14 protein-coding genes are annotated in these 14201 nt (G+C 64.3%); 11 read left to right on the top strand and 3 right to left on the bottom strand.

Annotated features, from left to right (window positions below):
• The first annotated feature begins 9 nt into the window (after positions 1 to 9).
• From BRAGE_RS0133100 to BRAGE_RS0133055, 10 genes are all read left to right on the top strand, one after another.
• The gene (locus tag BRAGE_RS0133100) at positions 10 to 1665 is read left to right on the top strand and encodes a nitrite/sulfite reductase (protein ID WP_027561167.1); all 1656 of its coding nucleotides are present in this window, start codon (positions 10 to 12) and stop codon (positions 1663 to 1665) included.
• The gene (locus BRAGE_RS0133095) at positions 1652 to 2167 is read left to right on the top strand and encodes a DUF934 domain-containing protein (RefSeq protein ID WP_027561166.1); all 516 of its coding nucleotides are present in this window, start codon (positions 1652 to 1654) and stop codon (positions 2165 to 2167) included. Before BRAGE_RS0133100 ends, BRAGE_RS0133095 begins: the two co-directional genes overlap by 14 nt.
• Positions 2164 to 2892, top strand: coding sequence for a phosphoadenylyl-sulfate reductase (locus BRAGE_RS0133090; RefSeq protein WP_027561165.1), 729 nt, complete (start codon positions 2164 to 2166; stop codon positions 2890 to 2892). Before BRAGE_RS0133095 ends, BRAGE_RS0133090 begins: the two co-directional genes overlap by 4 nt.
• 112 nt (positions 2893 to 3004) lie before the next feature.
• Positions 3005 to 4018, top strand: a complete 1014-nt coding sequence (locus tag BRAGE_RS0133085) for a sulfate ABC transporter substrate-binding protein (protein WP_092216572.1) — start codon at positions 3005 to 3007, stop codon at positions 4016 to 4018.
• 36 nt (positions 4019 to 4054) lie between these two features.
• The gene (gene cysT, locus BRAGE_RS0133080; protein ID WP_084334537.1) at positions 4055 to 4891 is read left to right on the top strand and encodes a sulfate ABC transporter permease subunit CysT; all 837 of its coding nucleotides are present in this window, start codon (positions 4055 to 4057) and stop codon (positions 4889 to 4891) included.
• A gap of 11 nt (positions 4892 to 4902) precedes the next feature.
• Positions 4903 to 5814, top strand: a complete 912-nt coding sequence (gene cysW / locus BRAGE_RS0133075) for a sulfate ABC transporter permease subunit CysW (protein WP_027561162.1) — start codon at positions 4903 to 4905, stop codon at positions 5812 to 5814.
• The gene (locus BRAGE_RS0133070; RefSeq protein ID WP_027561161.1) at positions 5804 to 6838 is read left to right on the top strand and encodes a sulfate/molybdate ABC transporter ATP-binding protein; all 1035 of its coding nucleotides are present in this window, start codon (positions 5804 to 5806) and stop codon (positions 6836 to 6838) included. Before cysW ends, BRAGE_RS0133070 begins: the two co-directional genes overlap by 11 nt.
• 182 nt (positions 6839 to 7020) lie before the next feature.
• Positions 7021 to 7521 carry a CAP domain-containing protein gene (locus BRAGE_RS0133065; RefSeq protein ID WP_027561160.1) on the top strand — a complete coding sequence of 167 codons (501 nt, stop codon included), beginning with the start codon at positions 7021 to 7023 and terminating at the stop codon, positions 7519 to 7521.
• A gap of 79 nt (positions 7522 to 7600) precedes the next feature.
• The gene (locus tag BRAGE_RS0133060; RefSeq protein ID WP_027561159.1) at positions 7601 to 8776 is read left to right on the top strand and encodes a DUF3734 domain-containing protein; all 1176 of its coding nucleotides are present in this window, start codon (positions 7601 to 7603) and stop codon (positions 8774 to 8776) included.
• 1 nt (position 8777) lies between these two features.
• Positions 8778 to 9566: a 3-hydroxybutyrate dehydrogenase gene (locus BRAGE_RS0133055; protein ID WP_027561158.1), complete on the top strand. Its 789-nt coding sequence runs from the start codon at positions 8778 to 8780 to the stop codon at positions 9564 to 9566.
• 133 nt (positions 9567 to 9699) lie between these two features.
• Here BRAGE_RS0133055 and BRAGE_RS0133050 read toward each other — a convergent pair whose 3' ends face one another.
• The 3 genes from BRAGE_RS0133050 to BRAGE_RS0133040 all read right to left on the bottom strand — a co-directional run bounded on the left by BRAGE_RS0133050 (position 9700) and on the right by BRAGE_RS0133040 (position 13227).
• Positions 9700 to 10524, bottom strand: a complete 825-nt coding sequence (locus BRAGE_RS0133050) for a sulfite exporter TauE/SafE family protein (RefSeq protein ID WP_027561157.1) — start codon at positions 10522 to 10524, stop codon at positions 9700 to 9702.
• A 186-nt stretch (positions 10525 to 10710) separates the two neighbouring features.
• On the bottom strand, positions 10711 to 12078 hold the full coding sequence (locus BRAGE_RS0133045; protein ID WP_027561156.1) for a flippase: 1368 nt from the start codon (positions 12076 to 12078) through the stop codon (positions 10711 to 10713).
• Positions 12079 to 12387: 309 nt separating this feature from the next.
• Positions 12388 to 13227: a protein-disulfide reductase DsbD domain-containing protein gene (locus BRAGE_RS0133040; RefSeq protein WP_027561155.1), complete on the bottom strand. Its 840-nt coding sequence runs from the start codon at positions 13225 to 13227 to the stop codon at positions 12388 to 12390.
• Positions 13228 to 13368: 141 nt separating this feature from the next.
• On the opposite strand from BRAGE_RS0133040, the gene BRAGE_RS0133035 reads away from it, so the two are divergent.
• Entirely contained in the window at positions 13369 to 14013 is a 645-nt protein-coding gene (locus tag BRAGE_RS0133035) for a YqgE/AlgH family protein (RefSeq protein WP_027561154.1), read from the top strand.
• Positions 14014 to 14201: the final 188 nt, after the last annotated feature.

Genomic DNA, 14201 nt, shown 5'->3' with positions numbered 1-14201 from the left:
CGCTTTCTTATGTATGCTTACGACGAAATCGACCGCACGCTCGTCAACGAGCGCGTCTCGGAGTTCCGCGACCAGGTGAAGCGCCGCCTCTCCGGCGAGCTCACCGAGGACGAGTTCAAGATCCTGCGTCTTCAGAACGGCGTCTATCTGCAACTGCACGCCTACATGTTCCGTGTCGCGATCCCCTATGGAACGCTGGCGACGAACCAGTTGCGGGCGCTCGCCCATGTCGCGCGGAAGTACGATCGCGGCTACGGCCATTTCACCACCCGGCAGAACATCCAGTTCAACTGGATCAAGCTCGCCGAGCTGCCGGATGCGCTGGAAGATCTCGCCCAGGTCGGCATCCATGCGATGCAGACCTCCGGCAACAACATGCGCAATGTTACCTCGGACCAGTGGGCCGGCGTCGCGCCGGGCGAGATCGAGGATCCCCGCATCTGGTCGGAGCTGATCCGCCAGCACACCACGCTGCATCCGGAATTCTCGTTCCTGCCGCGCAAGTTCAAGATCGCGATCACCGCGTCGGACCATGACCGCGCCGCGATCAAGATCCACGACATCGGCCTCCGCCTGATCAAGAACGAGAAGGGCGAGACCGGCTTCGAGGTGCTGGTCGGCGGCGGCCTCGGCCGCACGCCGTTCATCGCCAAGACCATCAAGCACTTCGTGCATGGCCGCGATATCCTCAGCTACATCGAGGCGATCCTGCGCGTCTACAATCAGTACGGTCGCCGCGACAACATCTACAAGGCGCGCATCAAGATCCTGGTGCACGAGCTCGGCATCGAGAAATTCTCGCGCGAAGTCGAGGACGAGTGGCAGCACATCCGCAACTCCTCGCTCCAGATCGACGACGAGGTGATCGAGGACATCCGCTCGCGCTTCACCTATCCCGCTTACGAGAAGCTGCCGCACATGCCGGACGAGCTGCGCCAGGCCGCGGCCGATCCTGAGTTCGAGGCATGGCGCAAGAACTCGGTGGCTCCGCACAAGGTGCAGGGCTATTCCATCGTCACGATCTCGCTGAAGCCGACCGGCGGGCCTCCGGGCGATGCCACCGCCGAGCAGATGGATGCGCTGGCCGATCTCGCCGACAAATACTCGTTCGGCGAAATCCGCGTCGGTCACGAGCAGAACCTGGCGCTGCCGCACGTCGCCAAGCGCGATTTGCCGGCGCTCTGGAAGGCGCTCGACAAGCTCGGCCTCGCGACGCCGAATGTCAATCTGATCACCGACATCATCGCCTGCCCGGGGCTCGATTATTGCTCGCTGGCCAATGCGCGCTCGATCCCGATCGCGCAGGAGCTGACGCGGCGCTTTGCCAATCACGAGCTCGCCAATCTGATCGGCCGGCTCCACATCAACATCTCCGGCTGCATCAATGCCTGCGGCCATCACCATGTCGGCCACATCGGCATTCTCGGCGTCGAGAAGAACGGCGAGGAGGTCTACCAGATCACCATCGGAGGCCGTGCCGACGAGAACGCCGCGCTCGGCACCCTGATCGGTCCCGGCGTCAAGTTCGACGAGGTCGCCGACGTCGTCGAGGACATCGTGGAAGCCTATCTCGCGCTGCGCGAGCGGCCCGAAGAGCTGTTCATGGACACCGTGAAGCGTCTCGGCGTCGAACCCTTCAAGGAGCGCGTCTATGCCACTCGTTAACGGCGGAAAGATCGCCGACGACAGCTTCGTCAAGCTTGCCGTCGACACGCCGCTGCCCGAGGGCGGCGACATCCTGGTACCGGCCGAGCGCTTCCTCGGCGAGGCCGAAGGCTTGCTCAAGCGCGCCGGCAAGGTCGGCGTGATCTGGCCGAACAACCGCGACATCGACGAGCTGGTGCCGTATCTCGGCAAGGTCGCCGCCGTCGCGCTGGTGTTCCCGACCTTCCGTGACGGGCGCGCCTACAGCCAGGCGCGGCTGCTGCGCGAGCGCTACAATTATCGCGGCGAGCTGCGCGCCACCGGCCAGATCCTGCGCGACCAGTTCGTGTTCATGCTGCGCGCCGGCTTCGATTCCTTCGAGGTCAAGAAGCAGGCCGACGCGGAAGCCTTCATGCAGACCGCCAAGCGCTATTCGGTGTTCTACCAGCCGACCGGCGATGGACGCATCACGGCGCTGCACCGGCGCATGCAGCTGCGTCATTCCGAGGGTGTCGGCACGTGAACGCGATCGCGCCCCAGGTCTCACCGTCCATCTCTGCACTGCCTTCGGCGGAAGAACTCGATCGCGCCTTGCGCGATGCGTCCCCCGCGGGGGTCATTGCCGCGGCGCTGAAGACGGTGGGGCGCGAGAAGCTCGCGCTGGTGTCGTCGTTCGGCACGGAATCGGCGACGCTGCTCAAGGTGATGGCAGACGTCGATCCCGCGATTCCCGTGATCTTCCTCGATACCGGCTGGCTGTTCGAGGAGACGCTGGCCTATCGCGACGCGCTGATCGAAACGCTGGGCCTCAAGGACGTCCGCTCGATCAAGCCGGCGGAGGAAACGCTGTCGCGCGAGGATCCCGAGCGCGACCTCTGGTTCTCCGATCCCGACGCCTGCTGCCGTATCCGCAAGGTGGAACCGCTGGCGCGCGCGCTAAAACCGTTCGATGCCTGGCTCAACGGCCGCAAGCGCTTCCAGGGCAATGCGCGCGCCGACATTCCGGTTGTGGAGGACGACGGCGTGCGGTTGAAGTTCAATCCGTTCGCGAATGTCTCGCGCGAGGAACTCGAAGCGATTTTCGTCCGCGCCAAATTGCCGCGTCACCCACTTGCGGCGTCCGGTTTTCGCTCGGTCGGGTGTATGCCTTGCACGAGCAGAACGGCCGAAGGCGAGGATGAGCGCGCGGGTCGTTGGCGCGGCCGCGCCAAGACAGAATGCGGCATCCACACGATGAAGACTTCGTAGCACAGTCGATCTGCCACGCTGCGAACAAGAAAATCCGGTTCCGTTGACTTGAGAGCGTTTCGCCACGAGTTTCGCCTGCATGCCTTCGCTGACACTGGCGTCGTCGAAGTGAATGGAGTTGGACATGATGCGCCGTATCGTTCCGCTCGCTGCAGGACTGCTCGTATCGAGCCTCGTGGCAAGCTCGGCTCTCGCCGCTGACATCAATCTTTTGAACGTGTCGTACGATCCGACGCGTGAGCTCTATGCCGAGTTCAACAAGGCGTTCGTGAACGCCTATCAGAAGGAGACCGGCAAGAGCGTCGAGATCAAGCAGTCGCATGGTGGCAGCGGCTCGCAGGCGCGCGCCGTGATCGACGGCTTGCAGGCGGACGTGGTGACGCTCGCGCTCGCCTATGACATCGATGCCATCGCCGGCAAGGGCCTCACCGCGGCGGATTGGCAGAAGCGTCTGCCGCAGAATTCATCACCCTATACCTCGACCATCGTGTTCCTGGTGCGCAAGGGCAATCCCAAGGGCATCAAGGACTGGGACGATCTGCTCAAATCCGGCGTTGCCGTGATCACGCCCAACCCGAAGACATCGGGCGGCGCGCGCTGGAATTATCTGGCCGCGTGGGGCTTTGCGCAGAAGAAATACGGCTCGGCCGACAAGGCCAAGGACTTCATCGGCAAGCTCTATCAGCAGGTGCCGGTGCTCGATACCGGCGCGCGTGGCGCCACCGTGACCTTCGTCGAGCGGGGCGTTGGCGACGTGCTGCTGGCCTGGGAGAACGAGGCGTTCCTCGCGCTCAAGGAATTCGGTCCGGAAAAATTCGAGATCGTGGCGCCGCCGCAATCGATCCTCGCCGAGCCGCCGGTCGCGATCGTCGACAAGGTTGCCGATAAAAAAGGCACCCGCAACGCTGCCGATGCCTATCTCCAGTATTGGTACACCAAGGAAGGGCAGGAGATCGCCGCGCGCAACTTCTACCGTCCGCGCGATCCCGTGATCGCGAAAAAGTACGAAAACTCGTTTGCAAAGGTCGAGCTGTTCACGATCGACGACGTATTCGGCGGCTGGACCAAGGCGCAGAAGGAACATTTTGCCGACGGCGGCGTCTTTGATCAGATCTACAAGAACTGATCGGGCGCTGTCGAAGGGGCTTTAACAGGGGGCCTGGTGAGCGCACTCGCAGCACGACGCCGGACACTGCCGGGCTTCGGTCTCACGATGGGACTGACGCTGTCCTGGCTGTCCATCATCATTCTGATTCCGCTCGCCGGCCTGTTCCTAAAATCGCTCGAGCTCAGCCCCGAGCAATTCTGGAACATCCTCTCCAGTCGCCGCACCCTGAATGCGCTGCGGGTCTCGTTCGGCCTGGCCTTCGCGGCGGCCTGCGTCAATCTCATCATGGGCAGCATCATCGTCTGGGCGCTGGTGCGCTACCGCTTTCCCGGCCGGCGCATCTTTGATGCCATCGTCGATGTGCCCTTCGCACTGCCGACGGCGGTTGCCGGCGTCGCGCTGACCGCGCTGTTCGCCGAGAAGGGCTGGCTGGGCGCGCCGCTCGCCGCGCTCGGTATCAAGGTGGCGTTCACGCCGGTCGGCATCTTCGTCGCCATGATCTTCATCGGTATTCCGTTCGTGGTCCGCACCGTGCAGCCGGTGCTCCAGGATCTCGATCCCGAGATCGAGGAGGCCGCGGGCAGCCTGGGGGCCAGCCGCTGGCAGACCATCATCCGCGTGATCCTGCCCTCGCTCGCGCCGGCGCTGCTCACGGGTCTCGCGCTCGCCTTTGCGCGTGCGGTCGGTGAATACGGCTCGGTGATCTTCATCGCCGGTAACTTACCCAACGTCTCGGAGATCGCGCCGCTCTTGATCGTGATCCGGCTCTCCGAATTCCGCTACGCCGACGCGACCGCGATTGCGGTGGTCATGCTCGTCGTCTCCTTCGTCGTCATCTTCGCCGTCAACCGGCTCCAGCGCTGGGCGCAGAGCCGGATCCCAGTGCGCTGAGGAGGATGGCGATGACGATGCAGATCGCAGACACGGTGTCGCTGACGTCGCCCGATGCACGCGCACGTGCACATGCTGCCGCAGCCCGCGACAGCCTGCGCACCGAACCGCGCGCGGTGCGCGCCATCATCATCTCGCTCGCGGTGATCTTCCTGTCCGTCTTCGTCGTGCTGCCGCTGGTCGTGGTGTTCGCGCAGGCGTTCTCGCGAGGGATCCTCGCCTATTTCGCCGCGCTCGCCGAGCCGGAGGCAATGGCGGCGATCAAGCTGACCTTGATCGTCGCGGCGATCTCGGTCGGCTTCAATCTCGTTTTCGGCCTCGTCGCCGCCTGGGCGATTGCGAAGTTCGATTTCCCGGGCAAGACCTTCCTGATCACGCTGATCGACCTGCCATTCTCGGTGAGCCCGGTGATCTCCGGCCTCGTCTTCGTGCTGCTGTTCGGTGCGCAGGGCTATTTCGGCGGCTGGCTCAGGGATCACGACATCCAGATCCTGTTCGCGGTGCCCGGCATCGCACTCGCCACCACTTTCGTGACCTTCCCGTTCGTGGCACGCGCGCTGATCCCGTTGATGCAGGAGCAGGGCACGCAGGAGGAGGAAGCCGCGATCTCGCTCGGCGCCTCCGGCTTGCAGACCTTCTTCCGCGTCACGCTGCCCAACATCAAATGGGGCGTGCTCTACGGCGTCCTGCTCTGCAACGCGCGCGCGATGGGCGAGTTCGGCGCGGTCTCAGTGGTCTCCGGCCATATCCGCGGCGAGACCAACACCATGCCGCTCCTGGTCGAGATCCTCTACAACGAGTACCAGTTCGTCGCCGCCTTCGCGATTGCCTCGCTGCTGGCGATGCTGGCGCTGATCACGCTGATCGCCAAGACAATTCTCGAACGTCACCTCGACGAAGGACAAGACGTCAATGACCATTGAAGTCAAAAATCTCGTCAAGAAGTTCGGCAGCTTTGCCGCGCTCGACGGCGTCGACCTCAGGGTCGACAATGGCGAGCTGCTGGCGTTGCTCGGTCCCTCCGGCTCCGGCAAGACCACCTTGCTGCGGATCATCGCCGGTCTCGACTGGCCTGATTCCGGCGAAGTCTCCTTCAACGGCGAGGACGCGCTGGCGCAGGGCGCGCGCGAGCGCCACGTCGGCTTCGTGTTCCAGCACTACGCGCTGTTCCGCCACATGAGCGTGTTCGAGAACGTCGCCTTTGGCCTGCGCGTGCAGCCGCGCGCCGTCCGCAAGGACGAAGCCACGATCCGTGCGCGGGTCAAGGAGCTGCTCGACTTGGTGCAGCTCGACTGGCTCGCCGACCGCTATCCGAGCCAGCTCTCCGGGGGCCAGCGCCAGCGCATCGCGCTCGCCCGCGCGCTCGCGATCGAGCCGCGCATCCTCCTGCTCGACGAGCCCTTCGGCGCGCTCGATGCCAAGGTGCGGAAAGAACTGCGAAGGTGGCTGCGCTCGCTGCATCACGAGATCAACGTCACCTCGATCTTCGTCACCCACGACCAGGAGGAGGCGCTGGAAGTCGCCAACCGCGTCGTGGTGATGGACAAGGGGAAGATCGAGCAGATCGGCTCGCCGGACGACGTCTACGAGACGCCTGCGACCGCCTTCGTCCACGGCTTCATCGGCGAGTCCATAGAATTGCCGGTCCAGGTCGACGGCGGCGTGATCCGGCTCGGCGACCGGCCGCTCGCCCTTGCCGCGGATGGGCTTGCGCCTGGCGCGTCAAGACTGTTCGTGCGGCGACATGACATGCTGGTCGGCCCGCCCGGCAGCGGCGCCTTCGAGGGCGCGGTCCAGCACGTCCGCAATTTCGGCCCGGTGCAGCGCGCCGAAGTCGCACTATCAGGCGGCGAAACCATCGAGATCGATGCCCCCCGCGACAAGGAACTCCGCGCCGGCGACACCATCGGCCTCGAGCCGAGGCGTTACCGGATATTTGCAGGCTAGAATTCCCGCGTCATTCCGGGGCGCGCGTCAGCGCGAACCCGGAATCTCGAGATTATAGAGGGAGATTCCGGGTTCAGTGCTGCGCACTGCCCCGGAATGACACCGGACAGATTTTCCTCAAAATTCACCTTTCAGCCACGGTTGGTATGCAACAACGGCCCCTCATTTGGGGGCCCCGATCCATGCGCGCTGCGGCCGCAATTCTCATCCTATTGCTTCTCGCCGGCTGCGCCGGCAATGAGGCGCCGGTCCAGCAGCCGTCGATGTATGCCGACATGGCCGTCCCCGGCGCCCAGCTCGACGCGCAGGCCGCCGCGATCATGATTTCGCAATACCGCCAGAACAACATGCTCGGCACGGTCGTGGTCGATTCCGATCTGATGCGGCTCGCCGAATCCCAGTCCCAGGCCATGGCTGCCGCCAACAAGATGGACCACGACGTTCGTGCTCCGCTGGCCAAACGGCTGACCGCCGGCGGCTACCCCGCGACCGTCGCGGTCGAGAACATCTCGGCCGGCTATCATACGCTGGCGGAAGCATTTTCCGGCTGGCGCGACTCGCCTCCGCACCGTGCCAACATGCTCAAGAACGGTGTCACAAAATTGGGCATAGCGGCGAGCTATGCTCCGGGCACCAAATACAAGGTGTTCTGGACCATGATCCTGGCTTCGACGGACCGATAAGCCAGACTTGATCCCGGGATGCATTGACGGGGTGGCGAAACTGTCGCCACGGTGGCTCGCCTTTTGCTATTGTTCCCGTATGACCGACCATAGACCGGAATCCGCCAGCGTCCCCGCGAATGCGCAACGTGTCCTGGTCCTCCAGGGCGGCGGCGCCCTCGGCTCGTACCAGGCCGGCGCCTATCAGGCGCTGTGCGGCTACGGTTTCGAGCCGGAATGGGTCGCCGGCATCTCGATCGGTGCCGTCAACGCCGCCATCATCGCCGGCAACGAGGGGCACACCCGCGTCAAGCGGCTGAAGGAATTTTGGGAGATGGTCTCCGCGCCGGTGCCGTGGAAACCGATCGGCAAGAGCGACCACAGCCGCGAGCTGTTCAACTCGACCAGCGCCGCTTTGATCGCGACCTTCGGCGTCCCCGGCTTCTTTGTCCCGCGCGTGCCGCCCGCGCCGCTCTGGCCGCCGGGCCATCGCGAAGCCGAAAGTTATTACGACACCGCGCCGCTGAAGAAGACGCTGGAGCGCCTGGTCGATTTCGACCGCATCAACGACCTCAAGACGCGCCTGTCGGTCGGCGCCGTCGGCGTCACCTCCGGCAACTTCAAATATTTCGACAATTACGAGTTCAAGAAGCTCGGCAAGAAAATCGGCCCCGAGCACATCATGGCCTCCGGCGCGCTGCCGCCCGGCTTTCCCTCCGTCGTCATCGAGGGCGAGCATTACTGGGACGGCGGCATCGCCTCCAACACCCCGCTCGACTACGTGCTCGATGCCGAGCTCGCGCGCGACATGCTGATCTTCCAGGTCGACCTGTTCAGCGCCCGCGGCGACCTGCCGAATTCGCTGCTCGAGGCGACCGAGCGCGAGAAGGATATCCGCTTCTCCAGCCGCACGCGCATGAACACCGACAAGAACAAGCAGATCCACAACGCCCGCAGGGCCGTGCGCGACCTGATTTCCAAATTGCCCGATTATCTCAAGAACGATCCTTCCGTCGAATTCCTTGCGAAGGCGGCACGTGAGAGTACCGTCACTGTGGTGCACCTGATCTACCGCAGCAAGAACTACGAATCCTCGTCCAAGGATTACGACTTCTCGCATGTCGCCATGGTCGAGCATTGGGAAGCCGGCGTGCGTGACGTGCATCTGTCGATGCGCCACAAGGATTGGCTGGAGAAGCCGCAGTCCGGCGAGACCATGGTGACCTACGATCTCACGGGGGACGTCACCGCGCCCCCGGCAAAAAGGAGCGAATAAGATGGGTACTCTCTCAGGCAAAAACGCCGTCGTGACCGGTTCGACCAGCGGTATCGGGCTTGCTTATGCGCGCGCCTTCGCCAGCGCCGGCGCCAATGTCGTCATCAACGGCTTCGGTTCCCCTGAGGACATCGAGAAGGAGCGTTCGAAGATCGAGTCCGATTTTGGCGTCAAGGCAGTCTATTCGCCCGCCGACATGACCAAGCCGGCCGAGATCGCCCAGATGATCGCGCTCGGCGAGAAGACGTTTGGCTCGGTCGACATCCTCGTCAACAATGCCGGCATCCAGTTCGTCTCGCCGATCGAGGAATTCCCGATCGAGAAGTGGGACCAGATCATCGCGATCAACCTGTCCTCGGCCTTCCATGCCATCCGCGCCGCTGTCCCCGGCATGAAGAAGAAGGGCTGGGGCCGTATCATCAACACCGCCTCGGCGCACTCGCTGGTCGCCTCGCCCTTCAAGTCGGCCTACGTGTCGGCCAAGCACGGCATCAACGGTCTCACCAAGACCGTGGCGCTCGAAGTGGCGACCCACAAGATCACCTGCAACTGCATCAGCCCCGGCTATGTCTGGACGCCGCTGGTGGAGAAGCAGATCCCCGACACCATGAAGGCCCGCAACCTCACGCGCGAGCAGGTCATCAACGACGTGCTGCTCGACGCGCAGCCGACCAAGGAGTTCGTGACCTCCGAGCAGGTCGCAGCGCTCGCCCTGTTCCTGTGCGGCGATGACGCCGCGCAGATCACCGGCACCAACCTGTCGATCGATGGCGGCTGGACCGCGGAGTAACGGCCCGATGCCGGTAGGGTGGGCAAAGGCGCGTCAGCGCCGTGCCCACCATCTTTGCCTGGTCGAGAGAAATGGTGGGCACGCTCCGCTTTGCCCACCCTACGAGAGCGAGGACGAGGCGGCAGCCTCTCGCCTAATGGCTCCAGGCCAGCGCCGTCACGATCGCGGACGACAGGTTCAGCTCCGCGAACATGATCTTGCCAGCGACCATGACGAGGACGCAGGCGAGCGCGGCGCGCAGCACCGTCTCGGGCACGCGCGTTGCGCTGTAACTGCCGAGGATGATGCCGGGCAGCGAGCCCAGCAGCAGAACGCCCATCAGGCCCCAGTCGACCGAGCCGAGCAGCCAGTGTCCGGCGCCCGCGACCAGCGTCAGCGGCACCGCATGCGCGATGTCGGAGCCGACGATGGTCGCCATCGGCAGCCGCGGGTAGAGCAGCAGCAGCACGGTCACGCCGACCGCGCCGGCGCCGACGGACGAAATCGAGACCAGCACGCCGAGCACGATGCCGGTGACGACGGTCGCAATCGCGGTGGTGCGCTCGTCGACACCTTCGAGGCGCTTGCGGTAGCGCTCCATGATCGATTTGCGGAAGATCAGCGAGGTCGCGGTCAGCAGCAGCGCAAAGCACAGCACGAGGTTGACGAGGTTGCGCTCGGAATCGCTTTTCAGGTCGAGCTTCCACAGCACCAGCAACGTCAGCGCGCTCGCCGGAATGCTGCCGCAGGCGAGCCGCAGCACCGCCGGCCAGTGCACGCTGCGCGACCAGCCATGCACCACGCTGCCGCCGGTCTTGGTGGCGGCGGCATAGAGCAGGTCGGTGCCGACGGCGGTCGTGGGATGGATGCCGAACAGCAGGATCAAGAGCGGCGTCATCAACGAGCCGCCCCCCACGCCGGTCATCCCGACAAGCAGGCCGACGCCGAAACCAGAGGCGACATAGAGCGGATCGATCATGTGCGGGGAATCTAGGTTTATCTCGTCGGTTGGGCAATATGACGTAGAATAAACTTTCCCTGCGGCGCAACTAGTTGGAGGGAATAAGAAAAATCGTTCTTCAGGGCGGGAGATGGTAGGAGTTTCACCTCCGCCCCAAGCGTACCGCGAAACGGCCGTTCCCTCGCACCGGCAGGCGCTTAGCGCCTATTTGCCAAACGCCAGCACGTGCAGCCCCAGCCGCTGCCGCACGATCCAGAACAGCAGCACCGTCTCGAAGGTGAGCGAGATCGAGGTTGCGGCCGCGGCGCCGTGACCGCCGTAGCGCGGCACCAGCGCGATGCAGAGCACGAGGTTCATCACGAAGGCCAGCGCGTAGGCCAGCGCACAGATCTTCTGCTGGCCGAGCATGTTGAGCAGCCGCTCGACTGGCCCGATCGCGGCGCGCACGACGAGGCCGATGGCGGCGACGAACATGATGTCGTAGCCGACCACAAATTGCGGTCCGAACAGCCAGAGCAGCGGCTTGCCGAGCGCGAGCAGCACGACCGTTGCCGCCAGCGACGGCCAGAACGTCCAGTTGATGGCATGCGCCACATAAGCCGACAGCCGCGCCTTGTCGCCGAGGGCGTTGTATTCGGCGAAGCGATGCGCCGTCGTCGCCGACATCGCGTAGTGGATGAACGACACCAGCGCCAGCGTCTTCACCACGGCGAAATACACGCCGACCTCGTCGGATGGACGGAACTGCTGCAGCACCAGCACGTCGGTGTAGGACAGCAGCAGATAAAAACTTTCGACCAGCAGGATCGGGAGTGACACCGCGAGCCAGCCGCTGATGTCGTAAGCCTTGGGGCCCGGCTCGATGTGATCGGCGAGCTTGCGGTTCAGCACCACCATCTGCCCGGTCATCGCGATCCACACCGCACCGAGGCTTGCGACCATCGCGGCGACCGCGCCGAGATGATAGCCGAGCAGGAACGCCGCGGCGGTGATGCCGATGATCAGCGCCTGGCGGATGATGAATTGCGGCATCAGGCCGAGCTGCATCCAGTCATGCGAGCGCGCGATGCCGTCCTGGGTGTTGGCGACGACGAAGGCGGGCAGCGTCATGCAGCCGATATAGAGCGGCAGCTCCTCGGCCGGGTTGATCCAGGGCGACAGCAGCCTGACGATGCCGGCGAGAGCGAGTGACACCAGTGTGGAGACGGCAAAGGTCAGCCAGCGGCTGCCGGAGAGGAAGCCGCGCAGCAGCGCATGCTCACCGCTGGTGCGGTACTCCGGAATGATCTTCTGCGCGGAGGCGGAGATGCCGAAATCCATCATGCTGCCGAGCAGCAGCACCCAGGTCCAGACATAGACATAGATGCCGTAGTCGGAGGTACCCATCCAGCGCGCCAGCAGCACCTGCGAGAAATAGGCGAGGCCCGCGCTGATGACGCGGATGATGAAGATGGTGCCCGCCAGCCGCCGCGTCAGCGACGCCTCGCTCGATCCGCCGGTCAACCTGGCCCGCAGCCGCGCGATCAGCCCGGCCGGTCCGGTCGTTGCGGGTTCTGCATCCATCACGGCCAATTCGAAGAATCCCCAGGCGCCCGCATTCTGCGGCAGGCTTGGGAATTAGCAACCATTCGTTAAGATTCGGTTGGGTGGGGGTGATGGCGCGCCACCCTCCGCTGTCGTCCCCGCGAAGGCGGGGACCCATAGCCACAGGGAGAAATTGTAGCGCGAGCTGATAAACTCCGAGTCTTCGCCAAACCACGGCCTGTGGTTATGGATCCCGGGCTCGCGCTGCGCGCGCCCCGGGACGACAGCGGAATATGAAGCGCTGGCAGAGCAACTCACTCGCCGCGTCCTGACTGCCGCCGCGACGACAGCTCCGCCTCAATCCAAACTCGTATTGAACTCGTACGACTTCTCCGGCCCGACCAGCGTGAATTTCAACGCCGCCCCATCAGGCTTGGCCCCCGGCGGCAGCCCGTCGAGCTCGAAGGTAAATCGCTTCACGCCCGGCGGTGCCTGGTCGACCGGGGCCGGAATCGGCAAGGCCCAGTCCGGCGTCGGCCCTTCCACGAACAGGTTGACGTTGCGCTTGTCAGGCACGACCACGTCGACCACCACGTTCTTGGGCCCATCGCGCTTGACGTCGCGGATGGTCAGCGGATTGGGATCGCCGATATTGGCCGGCTTCGGCACCGTGTCGAGTGCGGCGCGCAAATTCGCGTCCTCGGTCGAGGCGACGTTGTTGAAGCCGAGCTCGGCACTGGCCTCGACGGGAATGCAGAGCTTCTCGCACACGGCGTAGTTGATCTCGGCGCGCAAGGTCACCGGCTTGTCGGCGGCCTTGGGCACGATGCGCAGGGGCAGCACGATCTGGTCGTGATAGCCGATCGAGTGGCCGCCCGCGCCGTCGTCGAATTTCTGCGGCGCCGGCCACATCACCGTCACCGCTTCGACATTATCCGACTTCGAGAAGTCGAACCGCGGCGGAACGCCGGAATCGCCCGGCATGCGCCAATAGGTCTTCCAGCCGGGCTGGATCTGGAAGGAGATACCGCCGAGCAGCACCGCGCCGCTGCGCGAGCCCGCGACCAGCCGCACCGCGGAGTGTCCGTCGCGCTGCCAGGGCGAGGCGTCGTCGGCATGAGCCGCGAACGCCAGCGACGACGCAAGCAGGGTTGTCGCGACGCCAATCGCCGCACGCAGGGGAACTCTTGTCAGCATGGCACGTCTTTACAGGGTCACCCTGGGCCAAACCATTGAATTGCTTGTGATGGATGCACTTGAATCAAGTCTCTGCAAGCCTTGATTTGACAGCGGCCCGGCCCGACATCAGGATAGGAATTGAAACCGGAGTGCTTCACCATGGCTCCTACAGGCAAGAGGACGGGCGAAAGCACCCGCAGCGCAGGCCCTGCGCTCCCCAGCTCGGCCGGTTATCTGGACGGCCGGCTCCTGATCGCAATGCCCGTGATGGGTGACTCCCGCTTCGAACGCTCGGTGATCTATCTCTGCGCCCATTCGGCCGAGGGCGCGATGGGCATCATCGTCAACCAGCCGGCCGGCAGCATCGACTTTCCCGAGCTCTTGCAGCAGCTCGGCATCATCAAGAAGGGCGAGCACATCAAGCTGCCCGGGAATGCCGAAACCATGAAGGTATTGCAGGGCGGTCCCGTCGACACCGGCCGCGGCTTCGTGCTGCATTCCAGCGATTTCTACATCGAGAAGGCGACGCTGCGCATCGACGACGGTGTCTGCCTCACCGCGACCGTCGACATCCTGCGCGCGATCGCCAACGGCTCCGGCCCCAAGCACGCCATCCTCGCACTCGGCTATGCCGGCTGGGCGCCGGGCCAGCTCGAGACCGAGATCCAGAGCAATGGCTGGCTGCATTGCGACGCCGATGCCGACCTGATCTTCGGCGACGATGTCGAGGAGAAGTACGGGCGGGCGCTACGCAAGATCGGCATCGACCCCGGCATGCTCTCGAACGAGGCCGGGCACGCTTAGCTGGCGCAGCGCCCCCCGCTGTCGTCCCGGACAAGCGGAGATTCTGGCAACGCGTAGCGTTGTCCAGAACGTAGCGCCGATCCGGGACCCATAACCACAGGGTGAAGTTTGAGGCAGGCTGGTCAAGGCTAGCCTTCGCCAAACCACTCCCTGTGGTTATGGGTCCCGGATCGGCGCTCCGCTTCGCT

It is taken from the genome of Bradyrhizobium genosp. SA-4 str. CB756 (assembly GCF_000473125.1).
Taxonomy (GTDB): Bacteria; Pseudomonadota; Alphaproteobacteria; order Rhizobiales; family Xanthobacteraceae; genus Bradyrhizobium; species Bradyrhizobium arachidis.
The sequence above is the reverse complement of the archived record's forward strand: the minus strand, read 5'-3'. Positions and strand labels throughout refer to the sequence as shown.

What these genes read in the sequence shown, in the direction of transcription:
- BRAGE_RS0133065 (WP_027561160.1), top strand. Translation starts at nt 7,021, where the DNA reads ATGCGCGCTGCGGCCGCAATTCTCATCCTATTGCTTCTCGCCGGCTGC.
- BRAGE_RS0133055 (WP_027561158.1), top strand. Translation starts at nt 8,778, where the DNA reads ATGGGTACTCTCTCAGGCAAAAACGCCGTCGTGACCGGTTCGACCAGC.
- BRAGE_RS0133050 (WP_027561157.1), bottom strand. Translation starts at nt 10,524, where the DNA reads ATGATCGATCCGCTCTATGTCGCCTCTGGTTTCGGCGTCGGCCTGCTT.
- BRAGE_RS0133040 (WP_027561155.1), bottom strand. Translation starts at nt 13,227, where the DNA reads ATGCTGACAAGAGTTCCCCTGCGTGCGGCGATTGGCGTCGCGACAACC.
- BRAGE_RS0133085 (WP_092216572.1), top strand. Translation starts at nt 3,005, where the DNA reads ATGGAGTTGGACATGATGCGCCGTATCGTTCCGCTCGCTGCAGGACTG.
- BRAGE_RS0133060 (WP_027561159.1), top strand. Translation starts at nt 7,601, where the DNA reads ATGACCGACCATAGACCGGAATCCGCCAGCGTCCCCGCGAATGCGCAA.
- BRAGE_RS0133070 (WP_027561161.1), top strand. Translation starts at nt 5,804, where the DNA reads ATGACCATTGAAGTCAAAAATCTCGTCAAGAAGTTCGGCAGCTTTGCC.
- BRAGE_RS0133035 (WP_027561154.1), top strand. Translation starts at nt 13,369, where the DNA reads ATGGCTCCTACAGGCAAGAGGACGGGCGAAAGCACCCGCAGCGCAGGC.
- BRAGE_RS0133100 (WP_027561167.1), top strand. Translation starts at nt 10, where the DNA reads ATGTATGCTTACGACGAAATCGACCGCACGCTCGTCAACGAGCGCGTC.
- BRAGE_RS0133095 (WP_027561166.1), top strand. Translation starts at nt 1,652, where the DNA reads ATGCCACTCGTTAACGGCGGAAAGATCGCCGACGACAGCTTCGTCAAG.
- cysW (WP_027561162.1), top strand. Translation starts at nt 4,903, where the DNA reads ATGACGATGCAGATCGCAGACACGGTGTCGCTGACGTCGCCCGATGCA.